Annotated in this window: 19 protein-coding genes; all 19 read left to right on the top strand. The window is 34.2% G+C overall.

What is annotated here, in order from left to right:
• The first annotated feature begins 42 nt into the window (after nucleotides 1–42).
• The 19 genes from fapR (at nucleotide 43) to sucC (ending at nucleotide 17,995) form a co-directional block, all read left to right on the top strand.
• Nucleotides 43–609, top strand: coding sequence for a transcription factor FapR (gene fapR / locus CN946_RS14410; protein WP_098426997.1), 567 nt, complete (start codon nucleotides 43–45; stop codon nucleotides 607–609).
• 12 nt (nucleotides 610–621) lie between these two features.
• On the top strand, nucleotides 622–1,617 hold the full coding sequence (gene plsX, locus CN946_RS14405; RefSeq protein ID WP_098861810.1) for a phosphate acyltransferase PlsX: 996 nt from the start codon (nucleotides 622–624) through the stop codon (nucleotides 1,615–1,617).
• A 13-nt stretch (nucleotides 1,618–1,630) separates the two neighbouring features.
• Nucleotides 1,631–2,581, top strand: coding sequence for an ACP S-malonyltransferase (gene fabD, locus CN946_RS14400; RefSeq protein WP_098861809.1), 951 nt, complete (start codon nucleotides 1,631–1,633; stop codon nucleotides 2,579–2,581).
• Nucleotides 2,575–3,318, top strand: coding sequence for a 3-oxoacyl-[acyl-carrier-protein] reductase (fabG, locus tag CN946_RS14395; RefSeq protein WP_098861808.1), 744 nt, complete (start codon nucleotides 2,575–2,577; stop codon nucleotides 3,316–3,318). Before fabD ends, fabG begins: the two co-directional genes overlap by 7 nt.
• A 67-nt stretch (nucleotides 3,319–3,385) precedes the next feature.
• A complete protein-coding gene (gene acpP / locus CN946_RS14390) occupies nucleotides 3,386–3,619 on the top strand; it encodes an acyl carrier protein (RefSeq protein ID WP_025568936.1) in 234 nt (77 codons plus the stop codon).
• A 95-nt stretch (nucleotides 3,620–3,714) separates the two neighbouring features.
• Nucleotides 3,715–4,458, top strand: a complete 744-nt coding sequence (gene rnc / locus CN946_RS14385; RefSeq protein ID WP_098861807.1) for a ribonuclease III — start codon at nucleotides 3,715–3,717, stop codon at nucleotides 4,456–4,458.
• A gap of 242 nt (nucleotides 4,459–4,700) precedes the next feature.
• Nucleotides 4,701–8,273 (top strand): chromosome segregation protein SMC, encoded by a 3,573-nt coding sequence (gene smc, locus CN946_RS14380; RefSeq protein ID WP_098861806.1) that lies wholly within the window; start codon nucleotides 4,701–4,703, stop codon nucleotides 8,271–8,273.
• A gap of 14 nt (nucleotides 8,274–8,287) precedes the next feature.
• Nucleotides 8,288–9,280, top strand: coding sequence for a signal recognition particle-docking protein FtsY (gene ftsY / locus CN946_RS14375; RefSeq protein WP_098861805.1), 993 nt, complete (start codon nucleotides 8,288–8,290; stop codon nucleotides 9,278–9,280).
• Between the two features lie 335 nt (nucleotides 9,281–9,615).
• Nucleotides 9,616–9,948, top strand: coding sequence for a putative DNA-binding protein (locus CN946_RS14370; RefSeq protein WP_098862056.1), 333 nt, complete (start codon nucleotides 9,616–9,618; stop codon nucleotides 9,946–9,948).
• 16 nt (nucleotides 9,949–9,964) lie between these two features.
• On the top strand, nucleotides 9,965–11,308 hold the full coding sequence (ffh, locus tag CN946_RS14365) for a signal recognition particle protein (RefSeq protein WP_098861804.1): 1,344 nt from the start codon (nucleotides 9,965–9,967) through the stop codon (nucleotides 11,306–11,308).
• Between the two features lie 135 nt (nucleotides 11,309–11,443).
• Nucleotides 11,444–11,716, top strand: a complete 273-nt coding sequence (gene rpsP / locus CN946_RS14360; RefSeq protein WP_025569022.1) for a 30S ribosomal protein S16 — start codon at nucleotides 11,444–11,446, stop codon at nucleotides 11,714–11,716.
• Nucleotides 11,717–11,730: 14 nt separating this feature from the next.
• Nucleotides 11,731–11,958, top strand: coding sequence for a KH domain-containing protein (locus CN946_RS14355; RefSeq protein WP_087998621.1), 228 nt, complete (start codon nucleotides 11,731–11,733; stop codon nucleotides 11,956–11,958).
• A 276-nt stretch (nucleotides 11,959–12,234) separates the two neighbouring features.
• Complete coding sequence (gene rimM / locus CN946_RS14350; RefSeq protein ID WP_098861803.1) at nucleotides 12,235–12,750, top strand: ribosome maturation factor RimM; 516 nt, start codon at nucleotides 12,235–12,237, stop codon at nucleotides 12,748–12,750.
• Nucleotides 12,750–13,496, top strand: coding sequence for a tRNA (guanosine(37)-N1)-methyltransferase TrmD (trmD, locus tag CN946_RS14345; RefSeq protein WP_098427112.1), 747 nt, complete (start codon nucleotides 12,750–12,752; stop codon nucleotides 13,494–13,496). The genes rimM and trmD overlap by 1 nt, the downstream gene beginning before the upstream one ends.
• A gap of 130 nt (nucleotides 13,497–13,626) precedes the next feature.
• Nucleotides 13,627–13,971, top strand: a complete 345-nt coding sequence (gene rplS / locus CN946_RS14340; RefSeq protein ID WP_025569026.1) for a 50S ribosomal protein L19 — start codon at nucleotides 13,627–13,629, stop codon at nucleotides 13,969–13,971.
• Between the two features lie 154 nt (nucleotides 13,972–14,125).
• Nucleotides 14,126–14,680 (top strand): signal peptidase I, encoded by a 555-nt coding sequence (lepB, locus tag CN946_RS14335; RefSeq protein WP_056470894.1) that lies wholly within the window; start codon nucleotides 14,126–14,128, stop codon nucleotides 14,678–14,680.
• 45 nt (nucleotides 14,681–14,725) lie between these two features.
• Complete coding sequence (gene ylqF / locus CN946_RS14330) at nucleotides 14,726–15,628, top strand: ribosome biogenesis GTPase YlqF (RefSeq protein WP_098426988.1); 903 nt, start codon at nucleotides 14,726–14,728, stop codon at nucleotides 15,626–15,628.
• Nucleotides 15,629–15,695: 67 nt separating this feature from the next.
• Nucleotides 15,696–16,463: a ribonuclease HII gene (locus tag CN946_RS14325; protein WP_286133948.1), complete on the top strand. Its 768-nt coding sequence runs from the start codon at nucleotides 15,696–15,698 to the stop codon at nucleotides 16,461–16,463.
• Nucleotides 16,464–16,834: 371 nt separating this feature from the next.
• Nucleotides 16,835–17,995, top strand: a complete 1,161-nt coding sequence (gene sucC, locus CN946_RS14320) for an ADP-forming succinate--CoA ligase subunit beta (protein WP_056470885.1) — start codon at nucleotides 16,835–16,837, stop codon at nucleotides 17,993–17,995.
• The last annotated feature ends 2 nt before the right edge of the window (nucleotides 17,996–17,997 follow it).

The raw sequence follows: 17,997 nt of genomic DNA, 5'->3' as shown, positions 1-17,997 counted from the left end.
TATTTAATACCTGGTCACAAATTAGTAGTTGAGGTATGTAATATGAGAAGAAATAAAAAAGATCGTCATGAATTGTTAAAAAAAATTATAAAAGAAAATCCGTTTATTACAGATGAAGATTTAGCTAATCAATTATCTGTGAGCATACAAACTATTCGTCTTGATCGTCTTGAATTATCTATTCCTGAGTTAAGGGAACGCATCAAAAATGTTGCCACTCAGCAATTAGAAGATGTAAAATCACTACCAGTAGATGAAATAATCGGTGAAGTTATTGATATTCATTTAAACGAAAGTGCCATTTCTATATTTGACGTTAAGGAAGAGCATACTTTTAGTAGAAATGGAATTGCCCGAGGTCATCACTTATTTGCCCAGGCTAATTCTTTAGCAGTTGCAGTTATTCATGATGATTTAGCTCTTACAGCTAAATCAAATTTTGTTTTTATTAAACCAGTAAAAACAAATGATCGAGTAATTGCGAAGGCAAAGGTTTTACCGCAAAAAGAAGATCCGAGGCGTACTACAGTTGATATCAATGGCTATGTTGAAAAAGAACATGTATTCCATGGCTTGTTCGAAATGTACCACCGAAGTATTGAAGAATAGGAAGTGAACAAGATGAAATTAGCGATCGATGCAATGGGTGGAGATCATGCCCCAAAAGCAATCGTTGAAGGTGCGATGCTTGCAGTTGAAAAATTGAATGATATACATATTACTTTAATTGGTGATGAATCAAAAATTAAACCATTCTTAACGAATGATAAAAATATAACGATTATCCATACAGATGAAGTAATTGAAGGAACTGAAGAGCCAGTTAGAGCGGTTAGAAGAAAAAAGAATGCCTCTATGGTCTTAATGGCAAACCAAGTAAAAGAAGGTAATGCTGATGCATGTATTTCTGCTGGAAATACTGGAGCATTAATGACAGCGGGACTATTAGTTGTTGGTCGCATGGAAGGTGTAGAACGACCTGCACTTTCACCAACAATGCCTACTTTAGATGGAAAAGGCTTTGTTTTCCTAGATGTAGGTGCTAATGTTGATGCAAAAGCAACTCATTTACTTCAATATGCGATTATGGGGTCTGTATATGCCCAAAAAGTAAGAGGTATACATAATCCGACTGTAGGATTACTAAATGTCGGTACGGAAGATAAAAAAGGTAATGAACTTGCTAAACAAACTTTCCAGTTACTAAAAGAAAGTAATTTGAATTTTATAGGAAATGTTGAAGCTAGGGACTTAATGAACTCAGTAGCAGATGTAGTAGTTACAGACGGGTATACTGGAAATGTAGCTTTAAAAGCGATTGAAGGTACTGCACTTGCAATGTTTTCATTAATTAAAGAAGCGATGCTTACTAATTTTACATCAAAGCTTGCAGCAGCTGTATTAAAACCAAACTTAAAAGGTGTTAAAAAGAAAATGGATTACTCTGAGTATGGTGGAGCAGCGTTATTTGGCTTAAAATCACCTGTTATTAAGGCTCATGGAAGTTCTGATGCTATGGGTATTTTTAGTGCAATTAAGCAAACGCAAACGATGGTTGAACATAATGTTGTAAAACTAGTAAGTGATTATATGGAGAAAATCGAATCAAATGCATAAGGGGGTCACTCCAATGGGTAAAGTGGCGTTTATTTTTCCTGGACAAGGATCACAAAAAGTTGGAATGGGTAAAGATGTAGCTGAGAGCTATAATGAATGTGGATCTATTTTTGAAACTGCTAACGAACAAATTGGTTTTAGTCTTTCTGAAATTATTTTCAATGGAACTGATGAAGAGTTAACTGCTACATATCATGCACAGCCAGCGATCTTAACAACTTCAATTGCTATGCTTGAGAAGATTAAATCAGCTGGAATTAAACCAGACTTTGTCGCTGGTCATAGTTTAGGTGAGTTTACAGCGCTGGTAGCAGCAAATAGCATTACATTTGAAGCCGGTGTTAGATTAGTACATAAACGTGGTCAATTAATGGAGCAAGCTGTACCAGTAGGACAAGGTGCTATGGCAGCTGTATTATTTTTAGCTCCAGATAAAATTGAAGAAGTTATTTCTGAAGTGAATAAAAATGGTCATTCTGTAGGCATTGCAAATTATAATTCTCCTACACAAGTAGTTATTACTGGAGATGCAGAAGGCGTACAAATTGCATCTGGTTTACTAAAAGAAGCTGGAGCTAAACGTGTATTACCTTTAAAAGTAAGTGGTCCATTCCACTCATCTTTAATGAAACCTGCAAGCGAAGAATTCCAAAACGAGCTTGGTAAAATAAATGTAAATGATTGTGTAACGCCATTAATTTCAAATGTTACTGCTAAAGTTGTGACAGATGCAAATGAAATTAAGGAATTATTAGTTAATCAATTATATTCTCCGGTAAAATGGAACCAATCTATTCAAGAATTAGTTGACCTTGGTGTTGATACATTCGTTGAAATTGGTCCTGGAAAAGTTTTAACTGGATTAGTAAAAGCAATCTCTCCATCATCAAAATTAGTAAATGTTTATGATGTTGAAACATTAAACCAATTTCTAAATGAATGGGAGGAAATTAAATCATGCTAAATGGTAAAGTTGCATTAGTTACAGGTGGATCTCGAGGTATCGGACGAGCAATCGCATTATCTTTAGCAAAAAATGGTGCGAATGTAGTTGTTAATTATTCTGGGAATGAAGCGGCTGCTCTTAAAGTTGTAGAAGAAATTACAGCTCTTGGAGTTAAAGCTATTGCATATAAAGCAAATGTATCAAATGGTGAAGAAGTTGCTGCATTAGTAAAAAATACTGTTGATGAATTTGGTAGTATTGATATACTAGTAAACAACGCAGGTATTACAAGAGACGGTCTTTTATTACGTATGAAAGATGCTGATTGGGATGATGTAATTGATACAAACTTAAAAGGCGTATTCAATTGTATCAAAGCAGCAGCGAAGTTTATGACTCGTCAACGTAATGGCCGCATCATTAATATTAGTTCAGTTGTTGGACAAATTGGTAATCCAGGACAAATGAACTATGTAGCTGCAAAAGCTGGCGTATTAGGTTTAACAAAAACAGCAGCAAAGGAATTAGCTTCTAGAAATATTACAGTTAATGCAATTGCACCTGGTTTTATTGAAACTGATATGACAAATGAATTAAATGAGCAAATCAGAACACAAATGTTATCGAATATTCCATTGCAATCTTTTGGTCAACCAGAAGATATTGCAAATGCAGTAGTATTCTTAGCAATGGATGCAAGTAGATACATTACTGGACAAACAATCAATGTTGATGGTGGACTTGTAATGAATTAGTTTGGCGTTTGCCACATTTTTATGTATAATGCATAAGTAGACAATCTTTGGGGGGAGGTGAATAATAATGCAAGATGTATTAGAGCGCGTATCAAAGATTATTGTTGACCGTTTAGGTGTAGAAGAATCTGAGATCCAAATTACAAGCCGTTTCAAAGAAGATTTAGACGCAGACTCATTAGACGTAGTTGAATTAGTAATGCAATTAGAAGATGAGTTTGAATTAGAAATTTCTGACGAAGATGCTGAAAAAATCGTCACAGTTGGTGATGTTGTGAACTACATAGAGAGCAACATGTAATGAGAAAAGTCCCGTATTTTATACGGGACTTCTCATCATTTTCTTGACTAGTAGGTTTAGCAGCATATCAAACTGCTTTTTAGTTGGAGGTAAATATGCCGCATTCAAGAAGAGTAAGAGAATATAAACTTTCTGATGTTGAAATAGAGAATTTTGTAAAATTACAAAAACAAATAAATATTATGTTTAATAATGAGGGCTTGCTAATTCAAGCGTTTACACATTCATCCTATGTGAATGAGCATCGTAAAAAACCATATGAAGATAATGAGAGATTAGAATATTTAGGGGATGCTGTTTTAGAGCTTACCGTTTCACAATATTTATTTCAAAAATATATTACTATGAGTGAAGGCGAGTTAACAAAATTACGTGCCGCAATCGTTTGTGAACCATCACTTGTGAAATTTGCGAATGAATTAGATTTTGGTCGATATATATTACTTGGTCGCGGAGAAGAATTGACAGGTGGTCGAACACGTCCAGCATTACTTGCGGATGTTTTTGAAGCATTCATTGGATCATTATATTTGGACCAAGGATTACAAACAGTTATTAACTTCTTATCTCTTCATATATTTCCAAAAATAAACGATGGTGCTTTTTCGCATGTGATGGATTTTAAAAGTCAATTACAAGAGTATGTACAAAGAGACTCCACAGGTTCAATTGAGTATAAAATACTTCAAGAAAAAGGACCAGCTCATAACCGAGAATTTGTTTCAAAAGTATTATTAAATGGTGAAACATTAGGAATCGGTAGTGGTAGATCTAAAAAAGAAGCAGAGCAACAAGCAGCTAAAGAAGCATTATTAAAATTAAAAGAGTCAAGTAAATAGATTAACTAATAAATCTAGTAGAAACTTGTCAATTAAACGAACAAACTTGATTTTTAGACTGATTGCAAGCGCTTGACTCTTGAGTGTTGAAGCCTGTTGAGGAGCTTAAGTTCCCTAAGGCGGAAAAGAGTACCGTTAGACAGGTGAAGAAACGAAGAAAGCGAGCGTTTGGCGGGCAGTCTGCTCCCCCTTTTATGGGGGAGTTTTTGTGTATATAATTAAATCAAAAAGGGGGAATTCAGTTGTTCCTCAAACGACTAGATATAATTGGATTTAAATCATTCGCTCAGCGAGTTACGATAGATTTTGTAAAAGGTGTTACAGCAGTTGTAGGACCAAATGGAAGTGGTAAAAGTAATATTACAGATGCCATTAGATGGGTTCTAGGCGAACAGTCAGTCAAATCATTACGAGGAGCGAAGATGGAGGATATCATTTTTGCTGGTAGTGATGGAAGAAAGCCTTTAAATTATGCAGAAGTTACGCTGACTTTAGATAATGAAGATCAACAATTACCACTTGAGTATAGTGAAGTAAGTGTAACCAGACGTGTTTACCGTTCTGGAGATAGTGATTTTTATATTAATAAACAATCTTGTCGATTAAAAGATATTGTTGATTTATTTATGGATTCTGGGCTTGGAAGAGATGCATTCTCTATTATTTCTCAAGGGAAGGTTGAAGAAATATTAAGCAGTAAGCCAGAAGAACGAAGAGGAATTTTTGAAGAAGCAGCTGGAGTATTAAAGTATAAAAACCGAAAGAAAAAGGCTGAAGCAAAATTATTCGAAACGCAAGAAAACTTAAATCGAGTTGATGATATTTTATTTGAATTAAGTTCCCAAATTGAACCATTAAGAATGCAAGCTTCAATTGCAAAGGAATACATAGAACATAGAGATGAGCTAGAAAAGGTTGAGGCAGCTCTCTTAGTATACGAAATTGAATCGCTTCACCAGAAATGGGAGGGACTTAAACTAGAAATTGCCCAAAACTCTGATCTAGAGATTGCGTTATCGACAGAGATTTCGACTGAAGAATCAAAACAACACGAATTACAAGAGAAATTAAATGCAATAGATGAATCAATCGATCAATTGCAGCAAGTTTTATTAACCGTTACGAAGAACTTGGAAAAATATGAAGGTCAGAAAGAGCTAATGAAGGAGCGAAAAAGAAATACTTCAACTCAATCTGAACAATTAAGAAAACAAATTGATGAAGTTACTAAACAAATAAATGAGACATCTAAATTAATCGAAACAGAAAAAGAACAAGAAAAACTTTCTCGCCAAAATGTAAACAAAACGAAAATAAATATTGTTGAGATCCAAAATGAGATTACATCTTATGAGGGTGATATAGAAGAGCAAATCGAATTAATAAAATCTGACTATATTGAGCTTTTAAATAATCAAGCATCGATTAAAAATGAAAAAACGATGCTTGAAAAGCAAAGCCAACAATACTCAGTAAAATCGAGTCGATTAGATTTAGAAAACGAAAAATACATTCGTCAACGAGAGCAATTACAGAATAGAAAAACTGAATTGCTTAATGAGAAAGAACAATTTGATTTAACATTTAAAGAGTTAAATGAAAAATTTGAAACTTTGAATAAGCAACATGATGAAACCTCAACAGTTTTAAAGGAAAAAGAAGAATTACTAAATAAAGCTTATCAGTTTATTCAACAAACAAAATCAAGAAAAGAAACACTTGAAGAACTTCAAGAAGATTTTGCTGGTTTTAATCAAGGTGTTAAAGAAATATTGAAAGCAAGAGGCACAAGATTAGAAGGTATTAAAGGTGCAATTGCTGAACTAATTACAACAAACAAACAATACGAAATTGCGATTGAAATTGCACTAGGTGCAGCTACACAACAAATTGTTGTTGAAAATGACGAGCATGCTAGAAGAGCAATTCAATTTTTAAAGCAACAACGATTAGGCCGAGCTACATTTTTACCAATGAATATTGTTAAAGCGCGTTTTGTACCCGCTAATGTTATTGAAGGATTAAAAAGAAATTCTTCCTTTATTGGAGTTGCATCATCACTTGTTAGTTATTCAGGCGAGTATGAGCAGGTGATCCAAAACTTACTTGGAACTGTTTTAATCGCACAAGACTTAAAAGGTGCTAATGAACTGGCTAAACTCGTTGGACATCGCTATCGCTTTGTCACGCTTGAGGGTGATGTAGTTAATCCTGGTGGAGCGATGACTGGTGGGGCTGTCCGAACAACGAATTCTTCACTTATAGGAAGACAGCGAGAGTTAGAAGAAATCACCGTAAAGCTAAAGGATATGCAAGAAAAGACGAACGCGCTTGAGAGTGAGGTTCAAATCCTTAAGGCTTCAAATCTAGAAAGTTCTACTAAAGCTCAAACATTAAATGATGAAATTCAAAAGGTTAAGCAAATAATTGTTTCAATTATGGAACAGCTAAAAAGTATCGAATTTGAAGAAAAAAATATAAACGATGCTTTAGCAATCTATGATTTAGAAATGGGAAGTTCAGCAAGTGATTTATTAAAAGTTAAAGACCGTCTAGAGGAATTATCATCGTTAAATGCTAATGTGAAAAATGAGATCATTTCAAAAGAACAAAAGATCAATGAATTAACTGAGCGGAAACTAAATCAAAAGGAAATTAAAGATGAATTACAATCAAAGTTAACTAGTCTGAAAATTTCTCTAGCACAAGAAGAGCAAAAGTTAAGTTATAGTAACGAAAGAATCCGCCAGTTTGAAGAAAATTCTATCAAACAAAAGCAAATTCTTGAAGAAACGAAAGAAAAAATCATCTTCTTATCAAGTGAACTTATGACGAATGAAAATGGTAAGGAAGAGCTCGAGAAAATAATTTCGGATACTCGAATTGAATTTTCAAAAACGACAGAAATTATTTCGAAACGTCGAGAGCAACGAATTGCTTATCAAACAGAGCTAGAAGATTATGTTCAATCATTACGTGAAAAGCAACGTCAATATAAGTCACTTTCTGATTTACTAAAGCAGCAAGAAGTAAATAGTAATCGACTTGATGTAGAACTTGAAAATCGTCTTGAACAACTGAATGTAAAGTATATGACTACTTACGAAGCGGCAAAAATGAAATATACACTAGAAATGACAGTTGATGATGCAAGTAAACGAGTTAAACTATTAAAGCGTTCAATTGAGGAATTAGGAACTGTTAATATTGGTGCAATTGATGAGTATGAACGTGTATCTGAACGTCATGATTTCCTTCAAGAACAAAGAACTGATTTAAATGAAGCAAAAATCACACTTTACAATGTAATTAGTGAGATGGATGAAGAGATGACAAAACGTTTTGAAACAAGTTTTAGTGCAATTCGTGAAAAATTCCAAGTCGTCTTTACTCAGTTGTTTGGTGGAGGTAGAGCTGATTTAGTTCTAACAGATGAGGAAAATTTATTGTTAACAGGTGTGGATATTGTTGCTCAGCCACCAGGTAAAAAGCTTCAAAATTTAGGTTTATTATCAGGAGGCGAACGAGCGCTTACGGCAATCGCGCTACTTTTTGCGATTTTGCAAGTACGTCCAGTACCTTTCTGTGTACTTGATGAGGTTGAAGCGGCACTTGATGAGGCCAATGTAGCTCGATTTGCAAAATTCTTAAAATATTTTAGTGAACAAACTCAATTTATTGTTATTACACACCGTAAAGGTACAATGGAAGAATGTGATGTATTATACGGTGTTACAATGCAAGAATACGGGGTTTCTACGCTAGTATCAGTTCGTTTAGATGAAGGCGAAGCATTATTATCGAATGGTAATTAGAAAGGATTGAAATTATGAGCTTTTTTAAGAAATTAAAAGAAACAATCTCGAAGCAAACGGAGTCAGTGACTCAAAAATTTAAATCTGGATTAGAGAAATCAAGAAATAACCTGACAGAAGGGTTAAACGATTTATTTGCTAGATACCGTAAAGTAGATGAAGATTTTTTTGAAGAACTTGAAGAAATTCTAATTATGGCTGATGTTGGTGTAAACACAGTAATGGAATTAGTAGAGGACTTGAAATTTGAAGTTAAACGAAAAAATATTCAAGATCCAAAAGGTGTACAAGAGATTATTTCTGAAAAATTAGTTGAATTGTATAAAGGTGATGATTCAACTGATGATTCATTCGAGTTAAATTTAAATCCTGATGGTTTAACAGTTGTTTTATTTGTTGGAGTTAACGGAGTAGGAAAAACAACTTCAATTGGTAAAATCGCTCATAAACTAAAAACTGAAGGTAAAAAAGTACTACTTGCTGCTGGTGACACATTTAGAGCCGGAGCAATTGAACAGTTAGAAGTATGGGGTCAACGTGTTGGTGTAGATACAATTAAACAAGGTGAAGGATCAGATCCAGCTGCAGTAATGTATGATGCAGTTCAAGCTGCAAAAGCTCGTAAAGTAGATGTTTTACTTTGTGACACAGCTGGTCGCCTACAAAATAAAGTAAACTTAATGAAAGAACTTGAAAAAGTACGTAATGTCATTGCTAGAGAAGTACCTGGTGCACCTCACGAAGTATTACTAGTAATTGATGCAACAACGGGCCAAAATGGACTTGTTCAAGCAAAAACATTCTCCGAAGCTACAAATGTTTCTGGTATCGTTTTAACGAAACTAGATGGAACGGCTAAAGGTGGTATTGTTTTAGCAATCCGAAACGAACTAAAAGTACCAGTTAAATTCGTTGGACTTGGAGAACAAATGGACGACCTACAACCATTCCAAGCAGAACAATTTGTATATGGCCTATTTGGAGATTTAATGAATAAAGAAGCATAATTTAAAAATTATGAAATGACGTGGATATGTTTTAAATTGAAAGACATATCCACTTTTTTAAAATTGTGTGAATAGAGAGATTAGTAAGACCAAGATGAATGCAGGGATGGCCCATAAAAAGGATGCACCCCACAGTTGAAATTAACTAACAAATAACGAGAATTTCAACTTTGCTAAGTTAAAACAATTAGGATAAAAGTTCAATTTAATTATGCTGTTTTGATTTTTATTAATCGTCAAGTAAAAAACTTGACAGATATTTGTGTATTAGGTAAACTAGCATATGTAAAGGCAATTCACTTAACAAAGGAGTGATAGTTTTGGCAGATCATACAATGTTAGATAAGACGATGAGAATCAATTATCTATATGATTTTTATCATTCTCTTTTAACTCCAAAACAACAAAGCTATATGTCATTATATTACTTAGATGACTATTCTTTAGGTGAGATTGCGGAAGAGTTTAACATTAGTAGACAGGCGGTTTATGATAATATAAAACGTACTGAAGCTATGTTAGAAGAATACGAAGAGAAATTATTACTTCTAAAAAAATTTCAACAACGAAATGAACTTTTAAATCATTTGAAAACTTATGCTAAAAAAGGTAAAGTTGTAGATGACGAGTTTCTTCGAGAGATCGATGCGTTAGAGAAATTAGAATAATAAGGAGGACGGTTTTATGGCATTTGAAGGATTAGCCGACCGACTTCAAAAGACATTACAAAAGGTTCGAGGCAAAGGTAAAGTATCTGAATCTGATGTCAAGGAAATGATGAGAGAAGTTCGTCTTGCTTTACTAGAGGCGGATGTTAACTTTAAAGTTGTTAAAGATTTTGTGAAACGTGTTTCTGAACGAGCTGTAGGACAAGAAGTATTACAAAGCCTAACGCCTGGTCAACATGTTGTAAAGGTAGTTCAAGAAGAACTAACGGCATTAATGGGTGGAGAACAAAGCAAAATTGCTGTTGCAAATCGCCCGCCGACTGTTATTATGATGGTTGGTTTACAAGGTGCTGGTAAAACAACAACGACAGGTAAATTAGCGAATTTACTTCGAAAAAAGTACAATCGTAAGCCACTTTTAGTTGCAGCAGATATATACCGTCCTGCCGCGATTAAACAGCTTCAAACATTAGGTAAACAAATAGATTTGCCAGTATTTTCATTAGGTGATCAAGTAAGTCCGGTTGAAATTGCGAAACAAGCAATTCAACACGCTAAGGATGAACATCATGACTATGTCCTAATTGATACTGCAGGTCGTTTACATATTGACGAAGGTTTAATGGAAGAACTTGCACAAATTAAAGAACTTTCAAAACCTGAAGAAATCTTCCTAGTTGTTGATGCAATGACAGGACAAGATGCAGTCAATGTGGCACAAAGCTTTAATGATCAATTAGGTTTAACTGGAGTCGTTTTGACGAAGCTTGATGGCGATACTCGTGGTGGTGCAGCATTATCAATTCGTGCAGTGACGAATACTCCAATTAAATTTGTTGGACTTGGTGAAAAACTAGATGCAATTGAGCCGTTCCATCCAGAACGAATGGCATCACGTATTCTAGGAATGGGTGATGTGCTTACTTTAATTGAAAAGGCACAAGAAAACGTAGACCAAGAAAAAGCAAAAGAGATGGAACAAAAATTAAGAAATGCATCTTTTACTTTAGATGATTTCTTAGACCAACTTTCTCAAGTTAAAAAAATGGGACCACTTGGTGATATTTTAAAAATGATGCCAGGTGCAAACAAAATAAAAGGATTGAATGATGTGCAAATTGACGATAAACAAATCGCTCATGTAGAGGCAATTATTCAATCAATGACAAAGCAGGAAAAGCTTACACCAGATATTATTAACTCAAGTCGCAGAAAGCGAATTGCTAGAGGTTCTGGTCGCCCTGTACAAGAAATAAACCGTTTATTAAAACAGTTTGAAGAAATGAAAAAAATGATGAAAATGATGGGCGGCATGCAAAAAGGGAAGAAGAAAGGTTTTAAATTTCCGGGCTTATTCTAACCTATTTGTATAATTTTCCAGCATTTAAACATCATTTAATAAAAAATTATGCTGTTAAGAAATTTTACTTTACAAACAGTATTGGTTTTTGATAATATATAAATCGTTGTAAATATTTTCGGAGGTGCTTTAAAAATGGCAGTTAAAATTCGTTTAAAACGTATGGGAGCTAAAAAATCTCCTTTTTACCGTGTAGTAGTAGCAGACGCTCGTTCTCCTCGTGATGGACGTTTCATCGAGGAAATTGGAACTTACAATCCAGTTGCTCAACCAGCTGAAATCAAAATTAACGAAGAAGCAGCATTAAAATGGTTAGGAACAGGTGCTAAACCATCTGATACAGTTCGTAACTTATTCTCTAAAGCTGGTATCTTAGAGAAATTCCACAACGCTCGCAACGGCAAGTAATTATGGAAAAAAAGATGAATACACTCATAAATGCAATTGTTTCAAGTCTTGTAGATCATCCAGAGGATATTTCACTTCAAGTTAAAGAAGATGAGAATAATCTATACTTTCATTTACAGGTAAATCCTGAAGATGCTGGTAGAGTGATTGGCAAACATGGTAAAATTGCTAAAGCGATTCGTACGGTTGTATATGCAGCAAGTAATGAACACGCAAAACGTATTCACTTAGATATTCAGTAATGTAAAACGGTCCTTGGCTATAGCTAAGGGCCGTTTTCAACATTACAGAGATTTACGGGAAAGCCAATAAAATGTGGTGTGTTAGTCCCTATTTATGAATAGATGTAAGACGTTTGGGCAAGTGGTAGCTTTTTTGATGCTTTAATGATTTTAAGATATGCTATACTTGGTATTAGGTAAGCTGTTTTAACCGCCTATGGTCTCAGGTAGACATATATACAATCGAAATGGTCAAACTAAAAATGAACATAGAAATTTTAATATAGAGGTAAAAGAATGAAAAAATATTTAAATGTCGGAAAAATTGTAAATACACATGGAGTTCGAGGAGAGGTTCGTGTTATTTCTAGAACTGATTTTCCAGAAAAACGTTACGTAAAAGGTAATACATTATATTTCTTTAAAGAAAATGAATCGACACCAAATGAATTAATCATAACAAGTCACCGTGTACATAAAAATTTTGATTTACTTACATTTGAAGGGTATGAGTCTTTAAACGCTGTAGAACCACTTAAAAATGGGATTTTAAAGATTACTGAAGATCAATTACACGAGCTAGATAAAAATGAGTACTATTACCATGAAATTATAGGTTGTGTTGTTGAGACAATTGATGGAGAAGAAATTGGAAAAATTAAAGAAATATTATCTCCAGGTGCAAACGATGTTTGGGTTATTCAAAGAAAAGGTCAAAAAGATGCCCTTATTCCTTATATCGAGCAAATTGTGAAAGAAATAGATGTAGCGAATAAAAAAGTTAAAATCGAATTAATGGAAGGTCTATTATGATGAAATTAGACTTTTTAACTCTTTTCCCAGAAATGTTTGAAGGAGTTTTAAATTCTTCTATTTTAAAAAAAGCACAAGAAAAAGAGGCTGTTAAGTTTCGTTGTGTAAATTTTAGAGATTTCTCTACGAATAAACATTCAAATGTTGATGACTATCCATATGGTGGTGGCGCTGGTATGGTACTAGCTCCACAGCCGATTTTTGATGCAGTTGATGAATTAGTATCAAAAAGTGAAAATAAGCCGAGGGTAGTCCTTCTATGCCCTCAAGGAGAGCGATTTAATCAACGTAAAGCTGAAGAGCTTGCAAAAGAGGAGCACTTAATCTTTATTTGTGGACATTATGAAGGCTATGATGAACGAATTCGTGAACATGTAGTGACGGATGAAATCTCAATTGGGGATTATGTATTAACAGGTGGAGAACTTGGTGCTATGGTCATTGCTGATAGCGTTGTTCGTTTATTACCTGGGGTACTTGGTAATACTACTTCAAAAATTGAAGATTCATTTAGTACAGGATTATTAGAGCATCCTCATTACACGAGACCTGCCGAATTTAGAGGCCATAAAGTACCTGATGTTTTATTATCAGGAAATCATGCGAAAATCGAAGAATGGCGAACAAAACAATCTTTTAAACGAACGATAACGCGTCGTCCAGATTTACTCGAAAACTACTCTCTTTCTGAAATAGAGTCAAAATGGATGGATCAAGTAAAAGAAGAATTAAAACAAGAAAACTAGTTGCGTGCACTAATAGAATATGTTAATATAACTTGTGGCTTGAGTAAATACTTAAGCCTTTATTCTCGGTGTTCCGCTGCGAGTCACTAAATCTTGTAAGAGCATCGGTTGGAAAAGGAGAGCATACATTATGCAAAATTTAATCAACGAAATTACAAAAGAACAACTAAGAACTGACTTACCAGCATTCCGTCCTGGTGATACTGTACGAGTTCACGTTAAAGTTGTTGAGGGTACTCGTGAGCGTATCCAATTATTCGAAGGTGTAGTTATTAAACGTCGTGGTGGCGGAATTAGCGAAACTTTCACAGTTCGTAAAATTTCTTACGGAGTTGGTGTTGAACGTACGTTCCCAATTCACACTCCAAAAATTGCTAAATTAGACGTTGTTCGTCGCGGTAAAGTACGTCGTGCTAAACTTTACTACCTACGTGCACTTACTGGTAAAAAAGCAAGAATTAAAGAACTTCGATAGTCTTTTGAAAGGAGCTTGTATTAAACAAGCTCCTTTTTTTCCAATATTTGTAGATTATGGATATAATAAAAAGTAAAATAGAATACATAAATAAAGTTATTAACTTAACTGGTTAAAACTGCAAAACGTATGGTTATAAAATGGAGGGATTAGGTTGAAAGAAAGCAATAGTGGTGGAATTTGGGAATTAGTTAAAACAATTTTTATTGCGCTTGTACTTGCACTTGGTATTCGAACATTCCTTTTTACACCGGTTTTAGTTGACGGTATCTCAATGATGCCAACACTACAGGATCAAAGTAGAATGATTGTAAATAAAATCGTATACAAACTACATGAACCTAGACGTTTTGATATTGTAGTCTTCCATGCTACAAAGGAAAAAGATTATATTAAACGAGTTATTGGCTTACCTGGTGACACAGTAGAATATAGAAATGATGTCCTATATGTTAACGGTAAACCGTATAAAGAACCATATTTGAACGAATATAAAAAAGAAACGACAGATGGTCCTCTAACTGAAGACTTTAAGTTAGAAGAGATTACGGGTAGAAAAACTGTACCTAAAGGACAAGTATTCGTTTTAGGTGATAATCGTCGTTTAAGTAAAGATAGTCGTATTATCGGAACAGTTAGTCAAAAAGAAATTTTAGGCCGAGCAAGTTTTGTTTTTTGGCCGTTATCTGAGGTTGAAATGGCGAAATAAAAGCCAAATTAATCTTGATTATTCAATGTATAAGAAGGTGGCAACATGACGATTCAATGGTTTCCTGGCCATATGGCAAAAGCTAGAAGACAAGTTACTGAAAAGCTATCATTAATTGATGTTGTAATTGAATTAGCGGATGCAAGGGTACCTGCAGCTTCTAGAAATCCAATGATCGATGAAATAATTTCAAATAAACCAAGATTGCTTTTATTAAATAAAGCAGATTTAGCAGATCCAAGAATTACTCAGCAATGGTTAGCGCATTATGAAAAACAAGGCGTAATGGCAATTGCTATTGATGCAGCATCTGGACAAGGGTTAAAAGCGATAATTTCTTCCTGTGAAATACTTGTAAAAGAGAAATTTGATAAAATGAGATCAAAAGGGATTAAACCTCGCGCAATTAGAGCGTTAATTGTTGGGATCCCGAATGTTGGAAAATCGACCTTAATCAATAAGCTCGCACGAAAAAATATTGCTAAAACTGGTGACCGTCCAGGCGTAACGCAAGCACAGCAGTGGATAAAAGTAGGGAAAGAAATTGAACTGCTTGATACACCGGGTATATTATGGCCTAAATTTGAAGATCAACTTGTAGGTCTTCGTTTAGCTACTACAGGAGCAATAAAAGATAGTATCATTAACCTACAAGAAGTAATGATTTACGCGATTAAATATTTAAGAGAGTTTTATCCAAATGTATTAAAAGAAAGATATGACATGAATGAGGAAGTTTTATTTTCTGAAGAAGTCGTTGATATTTTTGATCATATTGGAAAGAAACGAGGATTACTTATGTCAGGCGGAATTATAGATTATGATAAAACATCTGATTTATTTTTACGTGAGCTAAGAGCAGGGAAATTAGGAAGATTAACTTTCGAAAATCCATCAATGCTTGAAGTAACAACTGATGAAATATTAGAAGAAAGTGCGCAAGAATAAGCGTACTTTCTTCTTTTTTAATGAAATTTTATGGTCTAAACAGAACACGTTATAAAAGGAGTTCAAAATTATGCCTCTGAAAATAGATGAAATAAAAAATATACTAAGTGAATTAACTGACCCAACGAATGAACTCTTAAAAGAATTTGAAAGTGATCAAAGAATTGGTGTACAAAAGCTAGTAGCTAAATGGTATAGAGAACAAGAAAAAAGAGATTTAGCTAGAGAGAAATTCCTTAAAATGATGGAATATGAACAGAATCTTTATAGCCAAAATATAAAGTTAATTGCAGGAGTAGATGAAGTTGGTAGAGGTCCATTAGCTGGTCCTGTTGTAGCAGCGGCAGTAATTTTAGCGGAAAATACTGAGCTAATTGGATTAGATGATTCCAAAAAATTATCTAAAGAAAAACGACAGTATTTCGTAAAGCGAATCAAGGATGAAGCAATTTCTTATGGGGTTGGTATGGCCAGTTCAACTGAAATAGATGAAATCAATATTTATGAAGCGACTAAATTAGCGATGAGACGTGCGATCGAACAACTTACTCATTCGCCTGAACATTTATTAATTGATGCAATGAAACTTCCGCTGGATATTTCTCAAACATCAATCATTAAGGGTGATGCAACGAGCATCAGTATAGCAGCTGCATCTGTACTTGCAAAAGAAACAAGAGATTCTTTAATGTGCGAACTTAGTTTAAAGCATCCGAACTATGGATTTGAAAAGCATATGGGATATGGAACTAAGGAACATTTAAAAGCGATCGATGAGCATGGAATTATTAATGAACATAGAAGATCCTTTGCACCAATCAAAGAAAAAGTTTGATTGTAAAAATAATTGGTAATTAGATTACATCAATTTACTGAAGTGGTCTAAAATATATTAGATTAACGGCGTTTAAAATTACATAACATTTTAAGTTTGTATTAAATAGTTAAATGAATCGAAATGATGTAAACCTAAAATCAAAATGATACTAATTGTCGTTAATCTATTTTTAAAGGATAAAGATAAATTATTGGTAAAATAATATTGTAATATGATAAACTACATTAACTATTGTATATGAAAGGGTTTTCTATATAAAAACATAGAATATTTAATTCTTTTCTACTAAAGTATTTACAGTATATTCTGTAAGAGATACAATAGGTATGTGTTTTAATTTGTCTTGTTCTAAAAGGGGAGGATGGATCATGAATATCCATGAGTATCAAGGGAAAGAAATCCTACGAAGCTATGGCGTAAAAGTACCAAATGGTAAAGTTGCATTCACAGTTGAAGAAGCAGTAGAAGCAGCTAAAGAATTAGGTACAGCTGTATGCGTAGTAAAAGCTCAAATTCACGCTGGTGGCCGCGGTAAAGCGGGTGGCGTAAAAGTAGCGAAAAATTTAGATGAAGTAAATACATATGCTAGTGAAATTCTAGGTAAAGTATTAGTTACTCATCAAACTGGACCAGAAGGTAAGGAAGTTAAGCGCTTACTTATCGAAGAAGGCTGCGATATTAAAAAAGAATATTATGTTGGTTTAGTTTTAGACCGCGCTACTTCACAAGTTGTATTAATGGCTTCTGAAGAAGGTGGAACTGAAATTGAAGAAGTAGCTGAAAAAACACCTGAAAAAATCTTTAAAGAGTATATTGATCCAGCAGTAGGTCTACAAGGCTTCCAAGCTCGTCGTATTGCGTTCAATATCAACATTCCAAGCAACTTAGTAAACAAAGCTGTTAAGTTCATGATGGGCTTATATAGTGCGTTTATCGAAAAAGATTGCTCAATCGCTGAAATTAACCCATTAGTAGTTACAGGTGATGGAGAAGTAATGGCATTAGATGCAAAGTTAAACTTTGACTCAAATGCTTTATATCGTCATGCAGACATTTTAGCTTACCGTGACTTAGAAGAAGAAGATCCAAAAGAAATCGAAGCTTCTAAGTATGACTTAAACTATATTTCTTTATACGGAAATATCGGATGTATGGTTAATGGTGCTGGTCTAGCAATGGCTACAATGGATATCATTAAACACTACGGTGGAGATCCCGCTAACTTCCTTGATGTTGGGGGCGGTGCTACAGCTGAAAAAGTTACAGAAGCGTTTAAAATCATCCTTTCTGACCAAAATGTTAAAGGTATTTTCGTTAATATCTTCGGTGGCATCATGAAGTGTGATGTTATTGCTGAAGGTGTAATCGAAGCAACTAAACAAGTTGGTTTACACTTACCATTAGTTGTTCGTTTAGAAGGAACGAATGTTGAATTAGGTAAGAAGATTCTTAATGAGTCAGGCTTAAACATTGTTGCAGCAGATTCAATGGCGGATGGCGCTGAAAAAATCGTTGCACTTGTAGGCTAAGA

Origin of the sequence: Bacillus sp. AFS053548 (genome assembly GCF_002575105.1) — a bacterium.
Lineage (GTDB): Bacteria > Bacillota > Bacilli > Bacillales > Bacillaceae_G > Gottfriedia.
The sequence above is the reverse complement of the archived record's forward strand: the minus strand, read 5'-3'. Positions and strand labels throughout refer to the sequence as shown.

Coding starts and splice junctions, on each gene's coding strand:
- plsX (WP_098861810.1), top strand. CDS start 622: ATGAAATTAGCGATCGATGCAATGGGTGGAGATCATGCCCCAAAAGCA.
- fabD (WP_098861809.1), top strand. CDS start 1,631: ATGGGTAAAGTGGCGTTTATTTTTCCTGGACAAGGATCACAAAAAGTT.
- rpsP (WP_025569022.1), top strand. CDS start 11,444: ATGGCAGTTAAAATTCGTTTAAAACGTATGGGAGCTAAAAAATCTCCT.
- CN946_RS14370 (WP_098862056.1), top strand. CDS start 9,616: ATGTTAGATAAGACGATGAGAATCAATTATCTATATGATTTTTATCAT.
- fapR (WP_098426997.1), top strand. CDS start 43: ATGAGAAGAAATAAAAAAGATCGTCATGAATTGTTAAAAAAAATTATA.
- fabG (WP_098861808.1), top strand. CDS start 2,575: ATGCTAAATGGTAAAGTTGCATTAGTTACAGGTGGATCTCGAGGTATC.
- rplS (WP_025569026.1), top strand. CDS start 13,627: ATGCAAAATTTAATCAACGAAATTACAAAAGAACAACTAAGAACTGAC.
- CN946_RS14355 (WP_087998621.1), top strand. CDS start 11,731: ATGAATACACTCATAAATGCAATTGTTTCAAGTCTTGTAGATCATCCA.
- rimM (WP_098861803.1), top strand. CDS start 12,235: ATGAAAAAATATTTAAATGTCGGAAAAATTGTAAATACACATGGAGTT.
- rnc (WP_098861807.1), top strand. CDS start 3,715: ATGCCGCATTCAAGAAGAGTAAGAGAATATAAACTTTCTGATGTTGAA.
- ffh (WP_098861804.1), top strand. CDS start 9,965: ATGGCATTTGAAGGATTAGCCGACCGACTTCAAAAGACATTACAAAAG.
- ylqF (WP_098426988.1), top strand. CDS start 14,726: ATGACGATTCAATGGTTTCCTGGCCATATGGCAAAAGCTAGAAGACAA.
- acpP (WP_025568936.1), top strand. CDS start 3,386: ATGCAAGATGTATTAGAGCGCGTATCAAAGATTATTGTTGACCGTTTA.
- trmD (WP_098427112.1), top strand. CDS start 12,750: ATGAAATTAGACTTTTTAACTCTTTTCCCAGAAATGTTTGAAGGAGTT.
- ftsY (WP_098861805.1), top strand. CDS start 8,288: ATGAGCTTTTTTAAGAAATTAAAAGAAACAATCTCGAAGCAAACGGAG.
- sucC (WP_056470885.1), top strand. CDS start 16,835: ATGAATATCCATGAGTATCAAGGGAAAGAAATCCTACGAAGCTATGGC.